The organism is Dyadobacter pollutisoli (genome assembly GCF_026625565.1).
GTDB classification, from domain to species: domain Bacteria; phylum Bacteroidota; class Bacteroidia; order Cytophagales; family Spirosomataceae; genus Dyadobacter; species Dyadobacter pollutisoli.
The window spans coordinates 4,466,051-4,488,287 of record NZ_CP112998.1 but is presented as its reverse complement, the minus strand read 5'-3'; the positions used below and the strand labels follow the sequence as shown (position 1 = coordinate 4,488,287).

19 protein-coding genes are annotated in these 22,237 nt (G+C 44.6%); 9 read left to right on the top strand and 10 right to left on the bottom strand.

From position 1 onward, the window contains the following. The first annotated feature begins 2 nt into the window (after nt 1-2). Nucleotides 3-770, top strand: a complete 768-nt coding sequence (locus ON006_RS18375; protein WP_244820830.1) for a biotin--[acetyl-CoA-carboxylase] ligase — start codon at nt 3-5, stop codon at nt 768-770. 2 nt (nt 771-772) lie between these two features. On the opposite strand, the gene ON006_RS18370 is transcribed toward ON006_RS18375, so the two are convergent. Together ON006_RS18370 and ON006_RS18365 are read right to left on the bottom strand one after the other, a co-directional pair. After that, nucleotides 773-1,102, bottom strand: a complete 330-nt coding sequence (locus tag ON006_RS18370; RefSeq protein ID WP_244820829.1) for a transmembrane 220 family protein — start codon at nt 1,100-1,102, stop codon at nt 773-775. 92 nt (nt 1,103-1,194) lie between these two features. Next, a complete protein-coding gene (locus ON006_RS18365; RefSeq protein ID WP_244820828.1) occupies nt 1,195-1,896 on the bottom strand; it encodes a tetratricopeptide repeat protein in 702 nt (233 codons plus the stop codon). A gap of 282 nt (nt 1,897-2,178) precedes the next feature. Between ON006_RS18365 and fsa the strand changes: the two genes are divergently transcribed. Together fsa and ON006_RS18355 are read left to right on the top strand one after the other, a co-directional pair. After that, entirely contained in the window at nt 2,179-2,835 is a 657-nt protein-coding gene (fsa, locus tag ON006_RS18360; RefSeq protein ID WP_244820827.1) for a fructose-6-phosphate aldolase, read from the top strand. Between the two features lie 120 nt (nt 2,836-2,955). Continuing rightward, on the top strand, nt 2,956-3,633 hold the full coding sequence (locus tag ON006_RS18355) for a cell division ATP-binding protein FtsE (protein ID WP_244820826.1): 678 nt from the start codon (nt 2,956-2,958) through the stop codon (nt 3,631-3,633). 63 nt (nt 3,634-3,696) lie between these two features. Here the strand turns inward: ON006_RS18355 and porX are convergent, their stop codons facing one another. Further along, the gene (gene porX, locus ON006_RS18350; RefSeq protein ID WP_244820825.1) at nt 3,697-5,262 is read right to left on the bottom strand and encodes a T9SS response regulator signal transducer PorX; all 1,566 of its coding nucleotides are present in this window, start codon (nt 5,260-5,262) and stop codon (nt 3,697-3,699) included. A gap of 163 nt (nt 5,263-5,425) precedes the next feature. After that, nucleotides 5,426-6,166, bottom strand: coding sequence for a 3-deoxy-manno-octulosonate cytidylyltransferase (gene kdsB / locus ON006_RS18345; protein WP_244820824.1), 741 nt, complete (start codon nt 6,164-6,166; stop codon nt 5,426-5,428). A 57-nt stretch (nt 6,167-6,223) separates the two neighbouring features. Between kdsB and ON006_RS18340 the strand changes: the two genes are divergently transcribed. From ON006_RS18340 to ON006_RS18320, 5 genes are all read left to right on the top strand, one after another. Then, the gene (locus ON006_RS18340) at nt 6,224-7,012 is read left to right on the top strand and encodes a DUF4905 domain-containing protein (RefSeq protein WP_244820823.1); all 789 of its coding nucleotides are present in this window, start codon (nt 6,224-6,226) and stop codon (nt 7,010-7,012) included. A 3-nt stretch (nt 7,013-7,015) separates the two neighbouring features. Continuing rightward, nucleotides 7,016-8,014, top strand: a complete 999-nt coding sequence (locus ON006_RS18335) for a septal ring lytic transglycosylase RlpA family protein (RefSeq protein ID WP_244820822.1) — start codon at nt 7,016-7,018, stop codon at nt 8,012-8,014. Between the two features lie 19 nt (nt 8,015-8,033). Then, nucleotides 8,034-8,246 (top strand): hypothetical protein, encoded by a 213-nt coding sequence (locus ON006_RS18330; RefSeq protein ID WP_244820821.1) that lies wholly within the window; start codon nt 8,034-8,036, stop codon nt 8,244-8,246. After that, nucleotides 8,233-9,036 carry a TIGR02757 family protein gene (locus tag ON006_RS18325; protein ID WP_244820820.1) on the top strand — a complete coding sequence of 268 codons (804 nt, stop codon included), beginning with the start codon at nt 8,233-8,235 and terminating at the stop codon, nt 9,034-9,036. Before ON006_RS18330 ends, ON006_RS18325 begins: the two co-directional genes overlap by 14 nt. A gap of 246 nt (nt 9,037-9,282) precedes the next feature. Beyond that, a complete protein-coding gene (locus ON006_RS18320) occupies nt 9,283-10,758 on the top strand; it encodes a tail fiber domain-containing protein (protein WP_244820819.1) in 1,476 nt (491 codons plus the stop codon). Between the two features lie 80 nt (nt 10,759-10,838). Here the strand turns inward: ON006_RS18320 and ON006_RS18315 are convergent, their stop codons facing one another. The 5 genes from ON006_RS18315 to ON006_RS18295 all read right to left on the bottom strand — a co-directional run bounded on the left by ON006_RS18315 (nt 10,839) and on the right by ON006_RS18295 (nt 18,259). Further along, nucleotides 10,839-14,192 (bottom strand): ThuA domain-containing protein, encoded by a 3,354-nt coding sequence (locus ON006_RS18315; protein WP_244821180.1) that lies wholly within the window; start codon nt 14,190-14,192, stop codon nt 10,839-10,841. 139 nt (nt 14,193-14,331) lie between these two features. Next, the gene (locus ON006_RS18310; RefSeq protein ID WP_244820818.1) at nt 14,332-15,384 is read right to left on the bottom strand and encodes a sugar phosphate isomerase/epimerase family protein; all 1,053 of its coding nucleotides are present in this window, start codon (nt 15,382-15,384) and stop codon (nt 14,332-14,334) included. Nucleotides 15,385-15,457: 73 nt separating this feature from the next. Continuing rightward, nucleotides 15,458-15,826 carry a four helix bundle protein gene (locus ON006_RS18305; protein ID WP_244820817.1) on the bottom strand — a complete coding sequence of 123 codons (369 nt, stop codon included), beginning with the start codon at nt 15,824-15,826 and terminating at the stop codon, nt 15,458-15,460. 84 nt (nt 15,827-15,910) lie between these two features. Beyond that, nucleotides 15,911-17,056, bottom strand: coding sequence for a Gfo/Idh/MocA family protein (locus ON006_RS18300; protein WP_244820816.1), 1,146 nt, complete (start codon nt 17,054-17,056; stop codon nt 15,911-15,913). 75 nt (nt 17,057-17,131) lie between these two features. Next, nucleotides 17,132-18,259, bottom strand: coding sequence for a Gfo/Idh/MocA family protein (locus ON006_RS18295; RefSeq protein WP_244821179.1), 1,128 nt, complete (start codon nt 18,257-18,259; stop codon nt 17,132-17,134). 246 nt (nt 18,260-18,505) lie between these two features. On the opposite strand from ON006_RS18295, the gene ON006_RS18290 reads away from it, so the two are divergent. Beyond that, complete coding sequence (locus ON006_RS18290; protein WP_244820815.1) at nt 18,506-19,738, top strand: MFS transporter; 1,233 nt, start codon at nt 18,506-18,508, stop codon at nt 19,736-19,738. A 69-nt stretch (nt 19,739-19,807) separates the two neighbouring features. On the opposite strand, the gene ON006_RS18285 is transcribed toward ON006_RS18290, so the two are convergent. Beyond that, the gene (locus ON006_RS18285) at nt 19,808-22,216 is read right to left on the bottom strand and encodes an endonuclease MutS2 (RefSeq protein ID WP_244821178.1); all 2,409 of its coding nucleotides are present in this window, start codon (nt 22,214-22,216) and stop codon (nt 19,808-19,810) included. Between the last annotated feature and the right edge of the window lie 21 nt (nt 22,217-22,237).

Sequence of the window (22,237 nt, the reverse complement as noted above, 5' to 3'; positions counted from 1 at the left end):
AATTGTACAACTCGACACAAGATACCTTAATAATTGGTAAAAAAGTTATATACCTGCCAACTTGTCATTCTACCAACGACATTGCGGCTGAAATAGTACATGCTGGTTTGTTTGCGGAGGGGACGGTTGTCATAACTGATAATCAAATACAAGGAAGGGGGCAGAGAGGTACGATATGGACCGCAAATGCAGGAGAAAATCTCACTTTTTCTGTTATTCTGACGCCCGATTTTATTCCAATTTCCGAACAATTTCTGATCAGTCAGATGACCGCGCTGGCTTTGCGTGCCTATGCTCACGAATATGTGAAGGATGTGAAAATCAAATGGCCGAATGATATTCATGCCAACGGGAAGAAAATCAGCGGGGTACTGATCGAAAACGCTATTCAGGGCGCAAAAATCACAACTTCGATAATAGGTATTGGATTGAATATCAACCAGTTGGTATTTGGAGGTGGCTATGCTACGTCTTTGGCCAAAGAAACGGATGTTAAGTATCTGTTAACCGAGGAATTTCACCGGTTGTTGAAATACCTGGATTCGTTTTATAATAAATTGAGGAGTTTGTCGCAATGGCAGTCCATCCGGATGGATTATCTGAAGCACCTTTACGGCTATCAGGATGAGGTCAGGTTCCTGTATCAGGATGAGATCGTGACAGGTTATGTGACCAACGTGACGCCACAGGGAAAAATTTGTATCAAACTTTCCACGGAGGCGCACGTTTTAGAATTTGCATTGAAAGAAATCCAGTGGGTAAAAGGCTGATTTCAGCCCCATTTACCAAGTACCAGCATTACGACTGCACAAATCCCCAGCCCGAGCGATTCTCTGGCAAGTTCAATATTTAAGCTTCTCATCGCTGTTTCGCCGAAGAAAATACCTTCAAATTGTGGCGGCCATTGCAGAATACCACCGATAATGTAGCCGGCTGCCAAAACATAAAATACCCAGCTAGGCCATAACTCCCTGATACTCATGAAGCAGGCCAGCGCGGCAAAGCTATAAATTGCGATCCACGTCCCCGAATCAGGGTCATTGAGTTGCAGATACGCGAATATGACAAAAATGATTCCAAAAAATATTTTAACGAGTCTCATGATTAGTGGGGTTTGAATGGATGTCTTTCAGGATATCAAAAGCCTTTTCCTGATGATTATTAACGATATCGGCCCTGGTTTTTGTTCAAATGCTAGTTACAGAATTGCGCCAACGCATTGGCAGCATCCTGATAGCCCAGATTTACAGCTTGTTTCAAGCTCGTGCAGCCTAAATCTTTTTCTCCGTCATTCCATTGAGAAAGCCCCAGCCCATAAAATGCCTTACCATATTGACCATCCAGTTTGACAGTTTGACGAAATGCGAGCGTTGCTTTCTTGTAATCCTCACTCCGGTAATACGTGTTGCCGAGGTTGTACCAGGCTTGTTTGTTGTTTTCGTCCAGTTTAGTAGCTTTTTCAAAGTCAGTGATCGCCTCCGGAATTTTTTCCATGAGTACCAGCAGCTGACCGCGGTTCAGGAATACGTCGGCGGTGTCCGGTGCAAGTGTGGCTGACTTGTTGTAATCGGCAAAAGCAGAATCGAGACGATTTTCATCCGTGTAGAGCAGGGCGCGGTTGAAATAGGGGCGGTAGGAGGAAGGCTGCAGTTTAATGGCCTGACCAAAGTCGAGCAATGCATTGGGGAATTCTTTTAATTCATAGTAAGCTACCCCACGCAAATTGAATGCTTCCGCATTTGCAGTATTTTTTTCAATGGCCTTGTTGATGAATTCGATGGCTTCACGGGTTTTTCCCTGCTGCATCAATTCTTTCCCTTTTTTCAGGAAAGCGTCAGAAGATTGGGAACAAGAGTAGAGGAAAAACAGAAAAATAAAAAAAAATAAACGGGGCATACTGATTCATTTCTAGTTGATTCGCACAAAAGTAAGGTGAAACACGAAATGAATGTTTTCTTTTTGTTAATAAAATGTCTTTATCTTTGCACCTGGCAAATCGGAACTACCAGCTCCTTCCGAATCCCCCAGGTCCTGACGGAAGCAAGGGTAGGTGGTCGATGCGGTGAGATTCTCGGTTTGCCTTTTTTTGTGCCCTTCCAGTTCTAATTTCTTCTTTCTTTTTGCTTTTATCCAGGGTTTTCTACTTTTGTGGAATATTCTAACCAATCAATTCCTGTTATGAAATTTTTTATTGACACTGCCAACCTGAAAGAAATTCAGGAGGCACACGAACTTGGTATATTAGATGGTGTTACTACTAACCCGTCATTAATGGCTAAGGAAGGAATTACCGGCAAGGATAACATCATGCGTCATTATAAAGCTATTTGCGATATCGTTGACGGAGATGTAAGTGCGGAGGTAATTTCTATCGATTTGGCTGGAATGATCCGTGAAGGAGAAGAGTTGATCGAGATCGACGATAAAATAGTAGTGAAGATCCCAATGATCAAGGAAGGCGTGAAAGCTTTGAAATATTTCTCAAGCAAAGGTGTACGTACCAACTGTACATTGATTTTCTCTGCAGGGCAAGCACTTTTGGCTGCTAAGGCTGGTGCAACGTACGTTTCTCCATTCATTGGTCGTCTGGATGATATTTCAACAGACGGTATCGCTTTGATCGAGCAGATCCTTACGATTTACAGAAATTACGGTTTTGATACACAGGTACTGGCTGCCTCAGTTCGTCACCCGATGCACATTATCCAGTGCGCAGAAGTTGGTGCTGATGTGATGACAGGTCCTTTGAGCGCAATGGAGCAGTTACTGAAGCACCCGCTTACTGACCTTGGTCTCGAAAAATTCCTTGCTGATTACAAAAAAGGGAATTCATAATATTTGACACACTGAGCGCGGTCGAAGTGCATGTGCACTTCGACCGCCCGGCGGCCCGGTGCGCTCAGTGTGACAAAATAGCGTAAACTTGCTCGCTTTAAAAGCACTTTTTAGATTACTATGACAGAGTCAACAGAGCCAATAGTCGTACTGGAACGGGCGGATATATATCAGGGTGAACGGCCTGTTTTAAACGATGTACATTTTGAGATAAAAAACGGCGAGTTCGTCTACATGATCGGACGGACTGGTAGTGGTAAAAGCTCCCTGTTGAAAACGCTTTATGCTGATTTGTGGCTTCACACGGGATCTGCCAAAGTTGCCGGTTACGAACTGCATAATATCAAAAGGGCTGATGTCCCATACCTGAGACGCCGTATCGGTATTGTTTTTCAGGACTTTCAGTTGCTTTCTGACCGCTCCGTTGAGGATAACCTTGCTTTTGTATTAAGAGCGACCGGCTGGGAACAGCAGGCGAAAATCTCTAAACGCATTGCGGAGGTTTTGATGCAGGTGGGATTGGGTACTGCTCAGAAAAGAATGCCGCATCAACTTTCGGGAGGAGAGCAGCAAAGGGTAGTAATTGCCCGTGCAATGCTGAATGAGCCTAGAATATTGCTGGCCGACGAACCAACCGGTAACCTGGACCCGGAAGTAGGGGACCAGATTATGCAGGTTTTCAGGACGATTAATAATGCTGGAACTGCCATATTAATGGCGACACATAACCACGATTTTCTTAAAAGATTTCCGGCTCGTGTACTTAAATGCGAAAACGGGAACGTGATCGAAGGTTGAAAATACCGTTACAAAAAAATAGCTCAGAGTTATCTGAGCTATTTTTTTGTGCCTTGTCTAATTTTATTTTGCTTTCAAATCAATAATAGGAATGATCATTTCCTCCAATGATACCCCGCCATGCTGGAATGTATCGCGATACAGGTTCACATACTGGTTGTAATTGTTGGGGTAAGCAAAGAAATAATCCTCTTTCGTGAACACATAAGACGTGGAAACGTGAGGTTTCGGTAAAAATATGCGCTCCGGTTTGCGGCATACCATCAGGTGGTTGTCGTCAAATCCCAGGTTTTTTCCGTGCTTGTAACGCAGGTTTGTATTCGTTTCTCGGTAACCAATGATTTTCACCGGTTTCTGAACGCGGATCATACCATGGTCGGTAGTCAGGATCAGCCTGCATTTCTTTTCTGCCACTTTCTTGATAAAGTCGAGCAGGGGCGAATGTTGAAACCATGATTTGGTAATCGAGCGGTAGGCGGCTTCATCCGGCGCTAGCTCCTTGATCATCTGAACATCGGTACGTGCGTGGGACAGCATATCCACAAAATTATACACCACCACATTCAGCTGATTGTTCAGCATATTATTGAAATTATCGATCAGCGACTTACCCTGATTGGTATTCAGGATTTTGTGATACGACGATTTAATGTTGAAATGGTTCATTTCAAGCTGCTTTTGAAGGAAATCATGCTCGTGGTTGTTCAGCCCTTCTTCGCCCTCCGGTGTATTTTCGTCGCTAACCCACCATTGCGGATGCTTGCGTTCCATTTCGCTAGGCATGAGCCCGGAGAAAATAGCGTTTCTGGCGTAACCCGTAGTCGTCGGTAATATGGAGTAATAAGACGATTCTTCCTCAATGTTGAAATACTCCTGAAGAATCGGCTGGATCATTTTCCACTGGTCATAACGAAAATTATCGATCAGCAGAAAAAACAATGGTTCGTCGGATCCTTTCAGATGTGGAAAAACCTTCTGTTTCATTAGCTGATGTGACATGATAGGCTTATCCGATCGTGGATCGTTCAACCAATCTTCGTACTCATCTTCAATAAACTTGCAAAAATTTGCATTCGCTTCGCTTTTCTGCATGCTGAAAACTTCGGCCATGCCCTGATCTTCGGAGTTTTCCAGTTCCAGTTCCCAATAGATAAGTTTTTTATAAATATCAGCCCATTCTTCATGGCCAATTCTGTCCTGGTATTGCATGGCCAGGTTGCGGAATTCCTGCTGGTAGCTCAGTGTGGTTTTCTCGGTAACGAGCCTTTTGTTATCAAGGATCTTTTTAACAGAAAGTAGTATCTGGTTGGGATTCAGTGGCTTGATGAGGTAATCATCGATTTTAGAACCAATGGCGTCTTCCATAATGTGTTCCTCTTCACTTTTAGTGATCATTACAACAGGAAGATTAGGCTGCTGCTGCTTGATCTGGGCCAGAGTTTCCAATCCCGTCATACCTGGCATCATTTCATCCAGGAAAACGATATCGAAACGGTCATTTTCAATACGGTCAAGGGCATCGGCTCCGCTGTTGACTGGCGTCACGTTGTAACCCTTGTTGGTAAGAAACATAATATGTGGTTTAAGAAGATCTATTTCATCATCGGCCCAAAGGATGTTATATTGCATATGGTTGGTTTTTCAATGGTAATTAAATTATAAAACAATGTTAGCGTAACGAGGCAATCGTAACCAGTCGTATAAAAATACCGCTTTTAACGTTTTTTAAGAAATTGAAAACGGTAATATACGTTCGTCGTTGGTCCTTAAAAATCCATACCAATTGAATGGTCTATTGCAGAAATTTCTTTGTAACCCGATCCAGATCATCCGGGGTATCCACTCCGTGAGAGTCGTCAGAAGTAATAACAGCTTTAATTGAATATCCGTTTTCCAGCCAGCGTAATTGTTCAAGTGCTTCGGCCTTTTCCAGCGAAGAAACTGGCAGTTTAGTGATTTCAGCCAGAACGTCGGTGCGGTAAGCGTAAATGCCGATGTGCTTGTAAAAAGTATGAAAGGAAAGCCAACCATCTGTTTCCACATTTCTGAGGTATGGAATTGTCTGGCGGCTAAAATACATTACTTCATTTCTTTTATTCAAAACCGCTTTCGGGACATTAACATTGAATAAAATATCTTCACTATCAATCACTTTCACCAATGTAGCGAGCTCGGTGCTGCCATCAAGTACTTGCGCCAACCGGTCGATAGGCTCCGGGCTAATGAATGGCTCGTCCCCTTGAATGTTGATCACATATTGGTATTCGCCTTCCGTTTTGGTCAGCGCTTCAAAGCACCGGTCGGTACCGCTATGGTGGTCCTGCGATGTCATAACCGCTTTTCCTCCAAAATTCAGTACATGTTCCAGGATTCTTTCGTCGTCTGTTGCCACAATAACCTGAGCCAGTTGCGTAGCTTTGGAAGATTGTTCATAAACCCGCTGGATCATACTTTTGCCACCAATGTCAACCAATGCTTTGGCTGGAAAACGGGTAGAAGCGTAACGGGCGGGAATTATTCCTAATATTTGCACGAGGTCGTTGTTTGTAAGATCTTGTTCTCAATTTTGTTTCAAAATAAAGCTAAAATATTGCAAAAACTTTTTTCATATACCTTTTCGCAAAATATCTGGCGCGTAATCCCCGATGCAGATCCCGATAGTAATCAGTGGGTCATTGAGTTACGCGACGTTTCGGAAAAGGTAGTTTCACTTGCAGTAGTCGATCTGGCCCGGGAAGAACTGATGTGGCACGGTGTGCCGGAAGGTGTGGATTGGTGGACTTCGCTTACTGCGTTTTCTTACGGGCGTATTTTTCTCCACAATTACCGATACCCGGAAATCCCGGAACCCACGGATCTGCTTGCTGTGGATGGGAGTGAAGGCCAACTTCTGTGGGCATTGCCCAATCACATACTAGTGAAGTCGCTGGACAAAAATCATTTGGAAGTTGCCAGAAAATTGGCCGGGCAGTTTCAATACATGCAATGTGAGGCAGCTTCCGGGGAAATAATGCCCATGCAAGAAGTGTCGGTACCACAGTCGGGGGAAATAATTTTAACCGAGCCTATTCGTTACAAGGAAGGGAATGTATACTATCCCAAGCTATCGTCATTCATTACGGATATAACCGGCGGGCATATTCCGCTAAGCATTGATTATTTGGAGAAAAGACCCTATATAATCTTTTCTTATTATATTTACGAGCAAGATAAAATTGTTCAATATCTCCTTATTTTGACAGACCGGAAAGAGCTTGTGCTGCATGAAAAACTGACGGAAAAGCGCGATGGGATGGGCAGTTCAACGATGATGCTGAAATCGTCAACGCTGGTATTTCTAAAAAACAATAATGAGTTTTCGAGTTTAACGCTTTCATAATAAATGAAATATATTTTTTGCCTGACCATTTTGGCAGGTTTGTTGACAGGAATGGTGAGTGCCCGGGCTAAGGGAACGAATGTTGCAGACTCGGTAGGAGTCGAAAAAGTGGGGGGCAAAATATTTGTTCTGCACAGGGTAAATCAGGGACAGACAATGTTTGCAGTGGTGCGCCAGTATGGAACCACGATTCAGGCCCTGCGGGAAGCTAATCCAGGAATGAGTGATCAGATCCAGTCCGGACAGACGATACGTGTCCCCTACACTCCCAAGGTTTCGAAAAAAGAATCCCGGAAAGAGGATAAAAAAGAAGAGAAAAAAGAGGCGCAAAAAGCTGAGGTGAAGGACGTGAAACCAGTAGTGGATACGCCTCGTACACAGGTCCCTACACCCATCACATCATCGCCCACAGCGGGATCGGCGGTTTCAATAGCACCTAACGGAATACACAAAGTCGAACCAGGGCAGACTTTATACCGCGTTGCGGTAAAGTATGGCGTGTTAATGGCCGATCTTCGGAAATGGAATAATCTGACAGACGATAATCTAAAAGATGGTCAGGAACTGATCGTAAGCGAAAAAGGTGCTGAAAAAGCAACTGCCGCAATGACCCCTCCTGCTCCCAAAGTTAATACGACGGTAGTTAAGGATTCTGTAAAGGCCAAAACCGTAGTACCTGAAAAAGTAGTGAAGCCGGTGGAAGAAGTTGCTCCGCCAAAAGTGGTGAAAGGCAAGAAGAAATCTGAATCAGGTCTGGCGGAAGTCATTGAAACAGATGAAAGTACGAGCAAGTTTCTAGGTCTTCACCGCACAGCTCCTATCGGTGCCTTGGTGGAAGTCTTGAACGAATACAATCAGGAAAAAATCATTGTCAGGATTATTGGAAGGATACCCGACACGAGCATTAATGATGACATTGTGATCAAGCTATCATCCCGTGCTTTTGAAAAAGTATCACCCAACAGCAAACGATTCAGGGCGGTAGTGAGTTATTTAGAGTAGCGCCCCGAAATTTAACACTATGAAGCATTCACCAGAGTTTAGGTCCAAAAGAGAAGAGGAGCGGGCAGCATTGAAAAATACGCCCGGGTACAAAGTGTGGAGCATCATGTTCACATTGCTCTACCCCTTCATCGCCATATTTACATTCGTCTTTTCAGGGATTGTCATGTTTTTCTCAGGTATATCAAGAGTACTGGCTTACCTGTTCGGAGGGAGCCATGCCAAGCACTGAGATCTCTGTTCCTACGATTTCATCCTACATCTTTGAGTTACTGGAAGAAAAATCCGCGCAGTACAACCGCCCGGATTTTATTGCTTTCGACCCGATCAGCATTCCCCACCGATTTTCAAAAAAGCAGGACATTGAAATAATGGGTTTCTGGGCAGCAGTACTAGCCTGGGGACAGCGAAAGACCATTATTAATAAATGCCTCGAATTGTCGGCTTTGATGGATAATGCACCTTATGATTTTGTCATGAATCATCAGGACAGTGATTTGAAGCAATTTCTGAATTTCAAGCACCGCACTTTCAATTCGACAGATACCCTATACTTCATTCATTTTTTTCAACAATACTATCGTCAGCACGAGTCGCTCGAATTTGCTTTCAGCAGCCATTTAAAACCTGGCGACATTACTATTGAAAATGCATTGATCGGCTTTCATGACCTGTTTTCAAATTCAGAACACTTTCCGACCAGAACCCGAAAGCACATTGCTACTCCTGTGCGGAAGTCATCGTGCAAGCGCCTGAACATGTTTCTACGCTGGATGGTCAGGACCGACAACAACGGTGTCGATTTCGGTATCTGGAACACCATTAAACCCTCCCAACTCGTATGTCCATGCGACGTACACGTAGACCGCGTCGCCCGCCTCCTGGGCCTGATCAAACGACCCGTCACTGACTGGCAAACAGCAATCGAACTAACAGCTTCTCTTAGACAAGTCGATCCAAATGATCCGGTGAAATATGACTTTGCATTATTTGGGTTGGGTATTGAAGGATTTGCGAAGTAGTTGTTTGCGACTCAAAATACTGCGCGTCGTAATATTTTATTACTAGTTATTCCGCTTTCAACTACTAAACGCGTGGCGCAAAAATTACTTACTATGGAAATGACCGATGGGCTATAACTATCTCAAAAGCTTGACCGATCGTTAATTACCGCTGCCCTTAAATCGTTATTTTTCTTTTAATGTGGTTTAAATGAAAAATTTGAATGCGCGAATTGCGCTTCAATCATCCATTTAAACTATAAAGTAATGAAACGAATTTACAGGTTGGCGGGTGCTATGATGATAGTGGCCGGCGTGTGCAATAATCTTAGTGCTCAGACAACATCGCTTGGAGACGGGGCTGGGAAGCAAGGCCAGGAAGGTACATATGTAGGAGGTTTTGCAGGGATGCAAACTACCGGCATTGAAAATACCTTTATTGGCGCAGCATCCGGTATGAGCAATATCGGCGGTAGCCAAAATACTGCGTTGGGAAGTAAATCTGCATACTCCCTTAAAACAGGTACCGAAAATACGTTCTTGGGAGCCTATTCTGGTAAGTCAAATGATGTTGGAAGTTTTAACACCTTTATTGGCGCTCGATCCGGCTTCGGTAATAATGAAGGGTTAAGAAACTCCTTTGTCGGAGTTATGGCCGGACACGAAAATAAGAAAGGCAGCGACAATGTTTTTTTCGGCCATAAAAGTGGATATGCCAATATAAGTGGCGAGTATAATTCATTCGTTGGCAATCGAGCCGGTGAAGCAAACGTGAGTGGGGTACTAAATGTTTTTCTTGGATATAGGGCTGGTTATAATAATGTTGATGGCCACGGTAATACGTTTCTAGGCTACCTGGCATCGGGAACAGCAAGCATTAAAAACTCGACGGCTTTAGGTGTGGGATCACTCGTAACAAGAGACTTTAGTGTCGTCCTTGGAAGTACATATAGTAATGTGGGTATTGCCACCACGGCACCCCTTTATAAGCTTCATGTAGGTTCTTCCGATGTTGCCAAGGTGGGTTCCTCGACCTGGATTATAGCTTCAGACCAGCGTCTGAAACAAGATGTCTCCGATTACAAGGACGGCCTCGAGGCATTGAAACAAATCAAGCCGGTATGGTTTAGCTACAACGGGCAGGCAGGCATGCCAACAAAGAAGAAATTTGTAGGCATTATTGCGCAGGAAATGCAGAAGATCGCGCCTTACACGGTTGGCAATTTTACTTATGTTGATTCTCTGGGGAATAAAACAGACTATCTTGACTACGATGCAAATGCGATCACCTACATGATTATCAACTCCGTAAAGGAGCAGCAGGAAATCATCGAACAAAAAGAAGCTAAAATTCAGGAAATAAGCGGACAAGTTGCTGAACTGTCGAAACGTCTTGAACAATTGGAACGCATTATTGCCTCGGGACCATTAAAGCCAGTTGGAAACCCTGCGGCCAAACTTGGTAATGAACCGAACGAAAATGGTGTCGTGCTCGATCAAAATGCACCTAATGGTTTTTCACAAAGCACTTCGATTAACTTTTTTATTCCGCAATCCGTAAAAGATGCAGTGATTAACATTTATTCGACCGACGGCGTAAAAGTGGGTTCATACCCGGTAACTGATCGGGGACAATCTGCATTGAAACTTTCAGCTAAAACTTTTCGCAGCGGCGTATTCATCTATGACCTTGTTACAGATGGCAAAAGCAATGGCGCAAAGAAAATGGTTGTGACAGAGTAAAAGCTTTTTCTAGAATAACTTAAAAATAAAAAAGGGGACTTCGCAAGAGGCCCCCTTTTTTATTTTATACTAAATCCGCTTTACATTGCCGCACCATTAAACTGTATCGTCTCAACAGAGAACAACGGCTTACCTCCTGACTCCGGATTCTTGAATACAAAAATCAATTTGTGCAGATTGCTATCGACTGCCTTGACAGTAATGCTGACAGTTCCAGCCGATGATACTTTCACTTCCCCTACTTTTGGCCCGGTCGGCGAGTCAAGACGGGCTTCGAGAATTCCTCCGGCAGTTGTGCCTTCTCTGAATCCTGCTGCTACTTCAATGTTGCCAATGCCTGTCAGGTCAATGTCGTCAAAAGTAATGTAGCTGCCGTTTTTGGAACCTAGTACGATTTCAGGGCCGCTTGGTAACTTGAACTTCGCTACGTCTTTTCCATCATCATAAGTGTTTGCATTGATTTTAGCTGGTCGCAAAGCCACCGTTTTCGAACCTGTCAAAGGTCCCATTTTACCATTGCCCTTGTCAGTATAGCTGGCCGTGAAAATGTAAGAACCGTCTTTTTGCTTCGCCTGGGTTACATAACTGCTTTTCAACGGTTTTTTATCAACAGCCTTTTCGTTTGCAAGCGAAAGAATGTACTTCACCATATCTTCCACTTCTTCTGGCTTGTGCTGCGGGTGTCCCGGCATAACCTGTTCGCCCCAAACTCCACCACCGCCTTTTAAAACTTTATCTGTCAATGTTTTGAGGGAATTTCTTTCGCTGGCGTATTTTTTAGCCACTTCTCTATACGCCGGCCCGATTGACTTTTTGTCATTGGAATGACAAGCTTTACAGTCGCTTAGTTCGATCAGACGCTTGCCTGTTTCAAATCCTGTATTAGCCTGATGGCCTTGCGCAAGCTGCGTTTTATCGAAACCTTCCAGGTAATTGATAGTCAATGTTACCTCGTCTTCCGGGATTTTTTTATTGGCCAAACTACCATCCTCCTTGTCGCTTACTGCTACTTCATAATTGACAGGCTTATCGTTCCAGTAGAAGGTTTTATTGCCTTTGATCGCAACATCAACCTTTGGTATCGCATTACCAACCCTGACGATTACTTCCGAAGTATTGGAGTTGCCCGCATTGTCTGTTACTTTCAAAACCGCAGTATACTCGCCTGCTTTGGCATAAGTATAGCTTGGGTTAGGCAGCGTGTTTTTAGGCAATCCTTTGCCAAACGACCATTCATATTTGATCGCGTCGCCATCGTAATCCATTGAGCCTTTTGATGAAAAATTGACTTTTAACGGCAATGCGCCTGTTGTGTTGGTTGCAGACGCGGTTGCTACGGGAACGCGATTACCTGCATTGTAGGTGATATGCGACAAGCTCGCTTCGTCGTTTTGTGCGAACCAATTCGGGCCGTATTCCAATGTGTACAATGATCCGTCGTTGGCGAATTGCATATCGATCGGGTGACTGAACTTAGTGTTTGGCAAGAAACGCTCAATGTTCATCAGGTCTCCCTGCTCATTCATGGTTACAATATTGATGTAATCACGAATCCAGTCATAGGCGAAGAATTTGCCATTATAATACTGAGGGAATTTGTCTTTACCGTCCTTAAAATCAGCCGCATAGTAAACAGGGCCTGCCATTGCATTACGTCCGCCTTTGCCTACGACCGCGCCGAAATCAGGCGAATCGGCGTACGGATAATAGATATATGCAGGCTGGGCTGGAGGCAATTCTTGCAAGCCGGTATTATGCGGCGAATTGTTGATCGGTTTTGCAGCGTCAAAGGGTTTCCCCGATGTACTGTCTGCGAAGTTAAAATCAATGTAAGGCTTGTTGTCGGCGATGAACAATGGATAACCAAAGTACCCTGCCTTTCTGGCCTGATTCACTTCATCGTATCCCCTCGGGCCTCTTTTAGGGTTGTCTTCCGAAGCATCAGGGCCAACATCGCCCCAATATAGATAGCCATTATGCTGATCCACTGAGATACGATAAGGATTTCTGGTACCCATCACATAAATTTCAGCGCGGGTTTTATCGGTACCTGGAGGGAACAAATTTCCTTCCGGAATGTCGTACAAATTGGTCCCACCAGGCATATTGGCACGACGGTCTCCATAGCGAGGTTTAATACGCAATACTTTTCCTCTCAGTGAGTTAGTGTTTGAAGAGGAATGTTGGCCATCCCAGCCTTCTCTACCCGGACGTTCATCGATAGGGCCGTATCCATTTGATTGGAAGGGGTTTACGTCATCGCCGGTTGACAAATACAAATTCCCTTTACTGTCCCAGGCAATAGAACCGCCTGTGTGGCAGCAATCTGTTCTTTTAACCGGTACGGTCAATAAAACCTCCTCCGTACCCAGCATAAGCGTATCCTTCACGTCGTCGTATTTGAAACGTGACAAATGTTGTGCAGTATCAGCCTCCGTGGATGGTGGCGAATAGTACATGTAGATCAGCTTGTTGGTTTTAAAATTAGGATCAACGTTCAGCCCCATCAAACCATATTCCTGCTTGGTATAAACCGGTACTTCACCCACCAGTTTGATCTTACCGGTCTTTGGGTTATATAATTTCAGCTTTCCTTTACGCTCTGTAAACAAAACGCGCTGATCGTCCAGAACGACCAGTTCAGTAGGCTCGTCAAGTTTGGTAGCGAGTACTTTTTTAGTGAAGCGGTTTTCTTCCGGACGTGCTTTGGAATAATCCAGTTTGGAAGCCATTACATATTCCAGACCACCTGTCAAATGTTTGACAAACACAGGATTAACGAATGTAGCGTCCTCATGGCCGAAATTGGTGTAGAATGCTTTTCCGCCATCGTATTCGTGGTACCATGACATCGGGTGGTTATCACGCATTTTGCCATCTTTATAGGTCTTTTCGTCAATTTTGACAAGAACCGTTACTTTGGGATTGAAACTTTTGAAATCATAAAACTCATCCTTGATCGTCCATTTTTTAGGAAAATCCTTCATCGACGGATGGTTATCGTTCACTACATATGCTTCCCCTTCCTGTACATTAGGATTGCCCGGGTGGCTTGCAAAATACGCGCCTGACAGTTTGTTATACCATGGCCAATCATATTCGGTGTCCGTCGCAGCGTGGATTCCCACATAGCCCCCACCAGCCTGGATGTAACGCTCAAATGCATCTTGTTGTTTATCATTAAGGACATTCCCTGTGGTATTCAGGAAAATGACCGCGCTGTATTTTTGCAGGTTTTTTTCTGTAAAAACGGCAGAGTTTTCAGTAGTATCGACTGCGAAGCTCTTTTCCTGGCCTAGTTTGATCAGTGCAGCTCTCCCTGCCGGGATAGAACTATGACGAAATCCGGCGGTTTTGGAGAACACCAGCACACGTTTTTCAGGTGTAATGACTTGCGCAAATGCCTGAAAACACGCGCAGGCCACCAGCAACATGCTTAATGTTCTGAGTTTTTTAAGGGAATTAGGACAAAGGAGATTACTCATTCTTCAAATTAAAATTGGTTAGCTAAATGGAAAAAAACCTATCGTTCATAAGTACGATAGGTTTCTAATATACTTGTTATTGTGACAATTATAATCCCAGAACTTTTCGGTTAAATGCCTCATCGGCACCTGTTCCGGCAAAATCGTCAAATGCTTTTGTAGTCACTTCGATGATGTGACCTTCGATGAATGGCGCACCTTCCGCAGCTCCTTGTACAGGTGATTTGATGCAGCATTCCCATTCCAAAACCGCCCAGCTATCGTAATTGTACTGAGATAATTTTGAGAAAATGCTGCCAAAATCAACCTGACCGTCACCTAATGAACGGAAACGGCCCGCTCTGTCGGCCCAGCCCGCAAAGCCACTGTACACACCTTGTTTTCCGGTAGGATTAAACTCGGCATCTTTTACGTGGAATGCTTTGATACGGTCATGGTACAGGTCAATGAATTGCAGATAATCCAGCTGCTGCAATACAAAATGGCTTGGATCGTAATTAATATTGGCGCGGGTATGTCCGCCCAGATAGTCTACGAACATTTCAAACGTACTTCCGTCGAAAACATCTTCACCCGGGTGAAGTTCGTAAGCTACGTCAACACCGTTTTCGTCATAAACATCCAGAATTGGTTTCCACCTTGTAGCCAGTTCTTTAAATGCAGTTTCAACCAGTCCTGCCGGGCGCTGAGGCCACGGATAAAGGAATGGCCAAGCCAATGCTCCTGAAAAAGTCGCGCTCGCTTTCAGTCCAAGATTAGCGCTTGCTTTGGCTACATATTTCAAATGTTGTGTCGCCCATTCCGCACGTGCCTTTGGGTTTTTTCTAACCTCAGGTACTGCGAAACCGTCATACATTTCGTCGTAAACAGGGTGAGAAGCCACCAGCTGCCCGATAATGTGAGACGCAAGTTCAGTGATTTCCAGTCCTTTGTCAGCCAATTTACCTTTAAGCTCATCAGCATAAGTCTGAGATTCAGCTGCTTGCTTCACGTCGATCACGCGAGGATCCCAGGTAGGAAGCTGCAAACCTTTGTAGCCTAGTCCAGCCATGTAATCTGCAATGGTGTCCAATGAATTGAACGGAGCTTCGTCTCCAAGAAATTGTGCAAGAAATATCCCCGGTCCTTTAATAGTTTTCATATTTTTAATGTTGAATGACTGAATGAGTGAATGAGTGAATGAGTGAATGAGTGAATGACTGAATGTAAGGTTGTTAGCTGGCGGTTTTGCGGGCTTTTGAGAGAATTTTTATTATTTCTGTTGCTTCATTCATTAGGTTTTGTAATTTTTCAATAGGAAGAAGTTCAGCTTCCGAAATGATTTCCATCCAGAATAATGACTCGTCCGCTTCTTCGATTGTAATACTAAGTTTTGCGAAAAACTCCCTCTGACTTCTCGCTCTACATGCAGCTCGATAATTGGCACCAACAGAAGATGAAGACCTCAAAAACTGCTTACCAATAACTCGCGCCTCTTCACTGGAGGGAAGGGACTTAAACAGGCGAATGCTACGCAAAACAAAAGTCTTAGTCCTATCACGAAGTGCGCTGACAAACACTTCCTTAGCATTAAAATCATTCATATATAGTGTGTTATTTAAAGAAAATCATCAAAAATTCACTGCCCGGCCGCCCGGTCATTCACTCATTCACTCATTCAAAATTGATTAAATAGTTACCCAAGCCTGGGCCTTGTTACTTTCTAGTATTTTTTCACAAATGAGCAATTCGCGATAGCCGTCGGCGAATGTTGGGAATGTTGGATTTTCGGGTTGTTTGCCTTGTTCAATCGCAGCGTAAACTTCTTTGAACATTTGTTTCGAAGTATCAGGGAAACCTTCATTATGTCCACCTGGGAATGTGATCGTAGAACGTACATCCTCGTTCACAAGTGAAGGATCGCGCATCAGGATTTCGTTGGCCTTGTCGCGGTTACCGATCCACATTTCATTCGGTGATTCGGAGCACCAGCTAAATGTTTTCTTTGAACCTGAAATTTCCAGGGACATACGGTTTTTACGTCCTGCAGAAACCTGTGATACCGTAATTACACCTTTGTTTCCATTATCGAAACGAAGCAATACGTTCGCATGGTCTTCTGTTGTAATGGGAACATCCGCGTAATCCTCAGGTTGCAGCATTTTGCCTGAATAGGTTTCAACCGCTTTAAGGGGCTTTTTACGGGTTTTGTGAACCGTATTGAAATCAGCCATTACCGCCACAGTTTTAAGGCCGGTAATGTATTCCAGGATATCCATTAAGTGAGAACCAATGTCCGCGATCGCGCGGGAATCACCTGATTTGTCTGGCTCAAGACGCCAGTTGTAATCGGTTTGGTAAAAAAGCCAGTCTTGCAGGTAAGAACCAATGAAAGAATAGATCTCTCCCAATTCGCCTTTTTCACGCATCGATTTCATCTGGCGTGCCAAAGGATAGTAACGAAGGTTAAAGTGTACTGCATTCACCAATCCGGTTTTAGCAGCCAGTTCAACTAGCTCTTCTGCTTCCACCAGGTCTTTGGCAAGAGGCTTTTCACAAATAACATGCTTTCCAGCCAGCAAAGCAGCTTTTGACTGCGAGTAGTGAAGGAAGTTGGGTGTACAAATGTGAATAGCCTGAATATCGTCTTGTTTCAAAAGCTCATCAAAGGTATAGGAACGGGCAATTCCCAGGCTATCAGCTTTTGCTTTGGCCAGTTCAGCGGTTACTTCACAAAGTGCAGCCACTTCTACATTAGGAAGACGTCTCAGAGCTTCAATGTGTGCGGGTCCAATGAAACCTGTACCGACAACGCCAACTTTAATTTTGTTCATAAACGGGTATTGAATGAAAGGTGAAAAACATCCGCCGGGGCGGTTTAAGCATTGAATTTAATTGTAGAGATAAAATCAGAGATCGGTCCACTTGGTGTCCGAATTATTGGAGGCGATCACAGCGTCGATAAATTTCATCGCTCTCACGCCCTCTTTTGCGGTCGGGAAATCGTATACAGGGTCAGCATCACGTCCTTCCCAATGCGCTCTCAGATGAATGGCGAAGTTCCGGTACAGGTTTGCGAAAGCCTCGAAATAGCCCTCGGGATGACCGGCAGGAATGCGGGTATTGATCTGTGCGGCCTTTGACAGATTACCTACACCGGTGCGGATAATACGCACACCATGGTTCGTTTTGTGTATCAATGTGTTAGGGTCTAATTGCTTCCATTGCAAACCACCCGTTTCACCGTAGACCCTGATATTCAGGTCGTTTTCTTCTCCATTTGCGATCTGGCTGTTTTGCAGGATACCCTTTGCACCATTGTTAAAACGAAGCAAAATATTGGCGTCGTCATCCAGCAGACGGCCTTCCACAAAAATCGTCAGGTCAGCACATACCTGGGTAATTTTGAGGCCGGTAATATATTCCGCAAGATTTTCGGCGTGCGTTCCAATGTCGCCCAAACCACCGGCAGCGCCGGAGCGTTTGGGGTCTGTACGCCAGGCAGCCTGTTTGTTGCCCGTCACTTCAACGAGCGTAGCAAGCCAGCCCTGTGGATATTCTACGATGACTTTTCGGATTTCCCCAAGAGCACCGGAAGCGATCATACTCTTCGCTTCTTTCACCATTGGATAGCCGGTATAATTATGGGTCAGACAAAAAATAAGCCCTGTTTTCTCTACTAAGGCGGCAATTTCTTCGGCCTCCTCGGTATTTAAGCAAATAGGTTTATCGCAAACTACGTGAAATCCGTTTTCAAGGGCAAGCTTGGTAGGGGCGTGGTGAACGTGGTTAGGTGTAACGATCGCCACGAAGTCCATTCTGTCTCCCTCAGGTAATTGTTTCTCTTTTAAAATCATCTCTTCAAAGTCATTGTAAACCCGGTTTTCAGGGAGATACAATGCTTTTCCCGTTTCTTTTGACTTGGCGGGATCAGAGCTAAACGCACCGCAAACAAGTTCAATTTCTCCATCCATGATCGCTGCACGGCGATGGACCCCACCTATAAATGCATCAAGGGATCCGCCTACCATACCCATTCTGATCTTTCGTGACATTCGAGTTGGTTTAAGGTTTTAAAAAGATTTTACAAACATAAAGAGTAGTATAGAGGACTCTTACTTCTTACAAATATAAATTTAACGCGTAAAAAACACTGCCTGAGAGTTGTGAAATGCAGTAGAATTGCGCTTAATTTGTTTTTTCTGTGAAATTCTTAAATAAAAGCGATACCCCCAATAAGTTCTTAATTCATCCAATTCAAATAATTAAACCCTTTTAGTCTCATGACTCAAACAGTTAACAGCGGAAGACTCTTCAATGCCAGTTGTTTTGCGCTAATAACCACCGCATTCTCATTTAGTATTCGCGCGGGGATTCTTCCGCAATTGGGTACAGAATTCAATCTTACAGCTGAGCAGCTGGGTTTTATCAACTCCATGTGGTTCTTCGGGTTTCCCCTGGCGATGATCGTCGGAGGGCTTGTTTATCACTCAGTTGGGCCAAAAACGATCATGCAGGTAGCATTCGTTTGCCACGCGATTGGTATTATAATGACGATCTATTCAGGCGGATATACCGGGCTTTTGATCTCTACATTCCTGATCGGTGTAGGTAACGGATGTACAGAAGCGGCTTGTAACCCAATGATCGCAGATGCTTATACGGGTTTGCAAATGAACAAAATGCTGAACCGTTTCCACATGTGGTTCCCTGGCGGAATTGTGGTAGGCAGTCTTGTTTCTAAATTCATGACGGATGCAAATCTGGGATGGCAGGCGCAAATCTGGGTAATTATCATTCCAACTTTGATCTACGCTTACCTGTTCTGGGGACAAGCTTTTCCGAAACCACACGTGGATGGCGTTACTTCAATCGGTGAAAACCTGAAAGCAATGGCAACTCCATTGTTCATATTTATCTTCGTGTGCATGGCGTTTACTGCGATCAGCGAATTTGGCCCTCAGCAATGGACTGGCTTGATCATGAGCAAAAGCGGAGCAAGCCCCATGTTGATCCTGGCACTTGTAACCGGATTAATGGCTTTGATCAGATTCTTTGCACACCCGATCGTTGCTACGATCGGAGCGACTGGTATACTTTGGGGATCGTCCATACTCGCGGCGATAGGTATCTACCTTTTCAGCACAGTGACTGGCCCTACGGCTTACGCAGCAGCTGTTATCTTCGCAATGGGAGTTGGTTTATTCTGGCCAACGATGATTGGTTTCGTAGCTCAGAATGTACCTCTTAGCGGTGCATTGGGTATGTCAATCGTAGGTGGCGTAGGAATGTTCTCAACTGCGATCTGGCAGCCTGTAATCGGTAAATGGCTTGATGACGCCAAAGCTGAGAAAATCGCAGCAGGACTAACCGGTGATGAAATGGAGCTGGCAGCGGGGCAAGCCACATTGAGTACAATGGTGATGTTCCCAGTTGTATTGATCATCGCGTTTGGTGTTCTGTACTTTTGGATGAGAAACCGCAAGGGAGTGCCAGCGACAGCAGCAGCACATTAATATATTCCGCAAGACTTATAAAAAGAGAGGGAATGACCAACGTCATTCCCTCTCTTTTTATACATTCGCTTACTTCAACTTTACAATGGTCACTCCCGCGCCACCACGGTCCGGATGCTCGTCCTGCATGCCTGATACCTGCGTGTACCCGCGCAGATGGTTACGTACGAGCGTGCGCAAGATTCCGTCCCCTTTGCCGTGAACAATGCGCAGTTCGTCGTAACCCAGCATAATGGCATTATCCATAAACTGGTCCACAAGTCCCAAAGCTTCTTCCCCACGTTTTCCGCGCATATCGAGGTTAAAACTGAAATTCATCATGCGCTCGTTCAGATCAACACCCTTCGCGCTGGTTTTTAGCTTTTTCTCGCCCGTTGCAGCTTTGTAAGTTTTGTTGGATACTTTTTCCAGCCTGTTCAGTTTGATATTGGATTTCAGATCACCGATCCTGATCTCAACATCCTTGCCTTTTACAGCCAGTACTTCACCAATGGCCGTTTGCCCAATGATCCTGACGTAGCTTCCGGGAACAATGTCGCCTGCTTCCGGTTCGAAAACTTCTTCCGTCGTAACAGGTTCAGGTACTACTTCCAGTTCAAGGTTTTTCTTGCCAAAAGTTTCAAGTACGGTCCTAACGATCTTGGTTTTTTCCTTCTCAGCTTTATTTTCCTTTATCTCTCTTATTGTATTTTCAATGAGCTGGTTAGCGTCGGAAATCAGGTTCTTGGCTTTTTGCTTGGCCTCGTTTACGATTTTCTTTTCATTGATTTCGAGCTTTTCCTTCAATGAAGTGTAGTCAGAAAGCTGTTTGGTCAGCTTGCGTTCTTTCACGCCAATTTCAATGTTTTTTTCAGCGAAAACCCTTCGCTCAATGTCCAGTTCTTTCAGCAGTTTTTCAAAACTAACCTGCTGAGTTCCCAGTTTTTCTTTCGCCTTGCTGATGACGGCTTCCGGCAGTCCTATTTTGGAAGCGATTTCGAAAGCAAATGAGCTGCCCGGTCTTCCGATTTCAAGCTGATAGAGTGGTTCCAGATGCTCCCCGTCGAAACGCATTGCACCATTCACGAGACCATCCATTTTGTCTGCAAGCACTTTCAGGTTGGTATAATGGGTATTAATCACACCAAATGCGCCCGATTTGGTCAGGTTTTCGAGAATTGCCTCCGCAATAGCCCCGCCCAGACCTGGCTCAGTTCCAGTACCGAACTCGTCGATCAGGAATAACGTCCTTTTGTTCGCCAGCGTCAGAAAATGACGCATGTTGGTGAGGTGGGAGCTATATGTACTCAGGTCGTTTTCCAATGATTGCTCGTCGCCAATATCAATGAAGATATTTTGAAAAAAGCCCATTGACGAGCCCTCGGCTACCGGAACCAGCAATCCGCATTGAAACATATACTGGATCAGTCCGACGGTTTTGAGCGCCACCGATTTACCACCGGCATTGGGCCCCGAAACGATCAGAATGCGCTGGTTATCTTTGAGTTCAATGTTAAGCGGAACTACTTTTTTGCCTTGTTTTTGGAATGACAAATGCAGCAATGGATGACGCGCGTCACGCCATTCGATAAACTGACGATTGCTGAATGGTGGATTGATAGCGCCCATTTCAGCAGCCAGTTTCGCCTTTGCCCGTAAAAAATCCATTAATCCCAAAAACTGATATGCTTTTTGAAGATCCGGAACAAATGGCCGGAGCCTGGCAGTCAGTTCGAGCAGTATCCGGTTGATCTCCCTGCGCTCCTCATATTCCAGTTCGCGGATCTCATTATTAGACTCAAAAACATCGGTAGGTTCAATAAAAACGGTTTGTCCGGTCGCCGATTCGTCGTGGATAAATCCTCGCACTTTTCTTTTATGTTCCGCTGCTACCGGGATCACCATTCGCCCATTACGGATCGTCAGCGACACATCATCCCCAATCCAGCCGCTGCTTCTGGCGGATTTCAGGATGGTATCCAGTTTTTTTCTGATGCCGGCTTGTTCTGAAATGAGCCTTTTTCTGATCCTTGAAAGTTCAGAGGAAGCAGAGTCACGGATTTGCCCGCGATCATCGATAATGCGGTCAATGGCGTCGGTTATCTCCTTTTCGATCCTGATGGTTTTGGCATATTCTCCTAAAATAGGAAAGGATTCAGGCTCCTGACTTTCGAAAAAGCGCAGGCACAACCGGATGGTTTGCAGGGATACTTTTAGATCCGAAAACTCGGGCTGGGTGAGGAGCATTCCCTCAATGGACGCCCTTCGAAGATATGGTGTAGCGTCAATGTAGTTTTGAGAAGGGAAATTCTCGCCGATTTGCATAATACGTTGCATTTCGGCGGTCTGGCTTACCAGTTTTTCCACCAGGCCAAAGTTCTCAGAAAACTTGATTTTTTCTACAAAGCCCTGGCCCAGCGGACTGATGCAAGCTTCCTTTAATCGTTCCCTTAGCTTGTCAAAACCTAATTTTTGTTCTAATGTATTGGGATATAGCATTGTTTTATGGCTGTCGGCTGT

Bases quoted from the DNA above. Each gene is read 5' to 3' on its own strand.
- ON006_RS18370 (WP_244820829.1), bottom strand. From the start codon at position 1,102: ATGAGACTCGTTAAAATATTTTTTGGAATCATTTTTGTCATATTCGCG.
- ON006_RS18285 (WP_244821178.1), bottom strand. From the start codon at position 22,216: ATGCTATATCCCAATACATTAGAACAAAAATTAGGTTTTGACAAGCTA.
- ON006_RS18365 (WP_244820828.1), bottom strand. From the start codon at position 1,896: ATGCCCCGTTTATTTTTTTTTATTTTTCTGTTTTTCCTCTACTCTTGT.
- ON006_RS18310 (WP_244820818.1), bottom strand. From the start codon at position 15,384: ATGAAAACTATTAAAGGACCGGGGATATTTCTTGCACAATTTCTTGGA.
- porX (WP_244820825.1), bottom strand. From the start codon at position 5,262: ATGCAATATAACATCCTTTGGGCCGATGATGAAATAGATCTTCTTAAA.
- ON006_RS18330 (WP_244820821.1), top strand. From the start codon at position 8,034: ATGAAGCATTCACCAGAGTTTAGGTCCAAAAGAGAAGAGGAGCGGGCA.
- ON006_RS18295 (WP_244821179.1), bottom strand. From the start codon at position 18,259: ATGGGTATGGTAGGCGGATCCCTTGATGCATTTATAGGTGGGGTCCAT.
- ON006_RS18300 (WP_244820816.1), bottom strand. From the start codon at position 17,056: ATGAACAAAATTAAAGTTGGCGTTGTCGGTACAGGTTTCATTGGACCC.
- ON006_RS18290 (WP_244820815.1), top strand. From the start codon at position 18,506: ATGACTCAAACAGTTAACAGCGGAAGACTCTTCAATGCCAGTTGTTTT.
- ON006_RS18320 (WP_244820819.1), top strand. From the start codon at position 9,283: ATGAAACGAATTTACAGGTTGGCGGGTGCTATGATGATAGTGGCCGGC.
- ON006_RS18355 (WP_244820826.1), top strand. From the start codon at position 2,956: ATGACAGAGTCAACAGAGCCAATAGTCGTACTGGAACGGGCGGATATA.
- ON006_RS18315 (WP_244821180.1), bottom strand. From the start codon at position 14,192: ATGTTGCTGGTGGCCTGCGCGTGTTTTCAGGCATTTGCGCAAGTCATT.
- fsa (WP_244820827.1), top strand. From the start codon at position 2,179: ATGAAATTTTTTATTGACACTGCCAACCTGAAAGAAATTCAGGAGGCA.
- ON006_RS18335 (WP_244820822.1), top strand. From the start codon at position 7,016: ATGAAATATATTTTTTGCCTGACCATTTTGGCAGGTTTGTTGACAGGA.
- ON006_RS18305 (WP_244820817.1), bottom strand. From the start codon at position 15,826: ATGAATGATTTTAATGCTAAGGAAGTGTTTGTCAGCGCACTTCGTGAT.
- ON006_RS18325 (WP_244820820.1), top strand. From the start codon at position 8,233: ATGCCAAGCACTGAGATCTCTGTTCCTACGATTTCATCCTACATCTTT.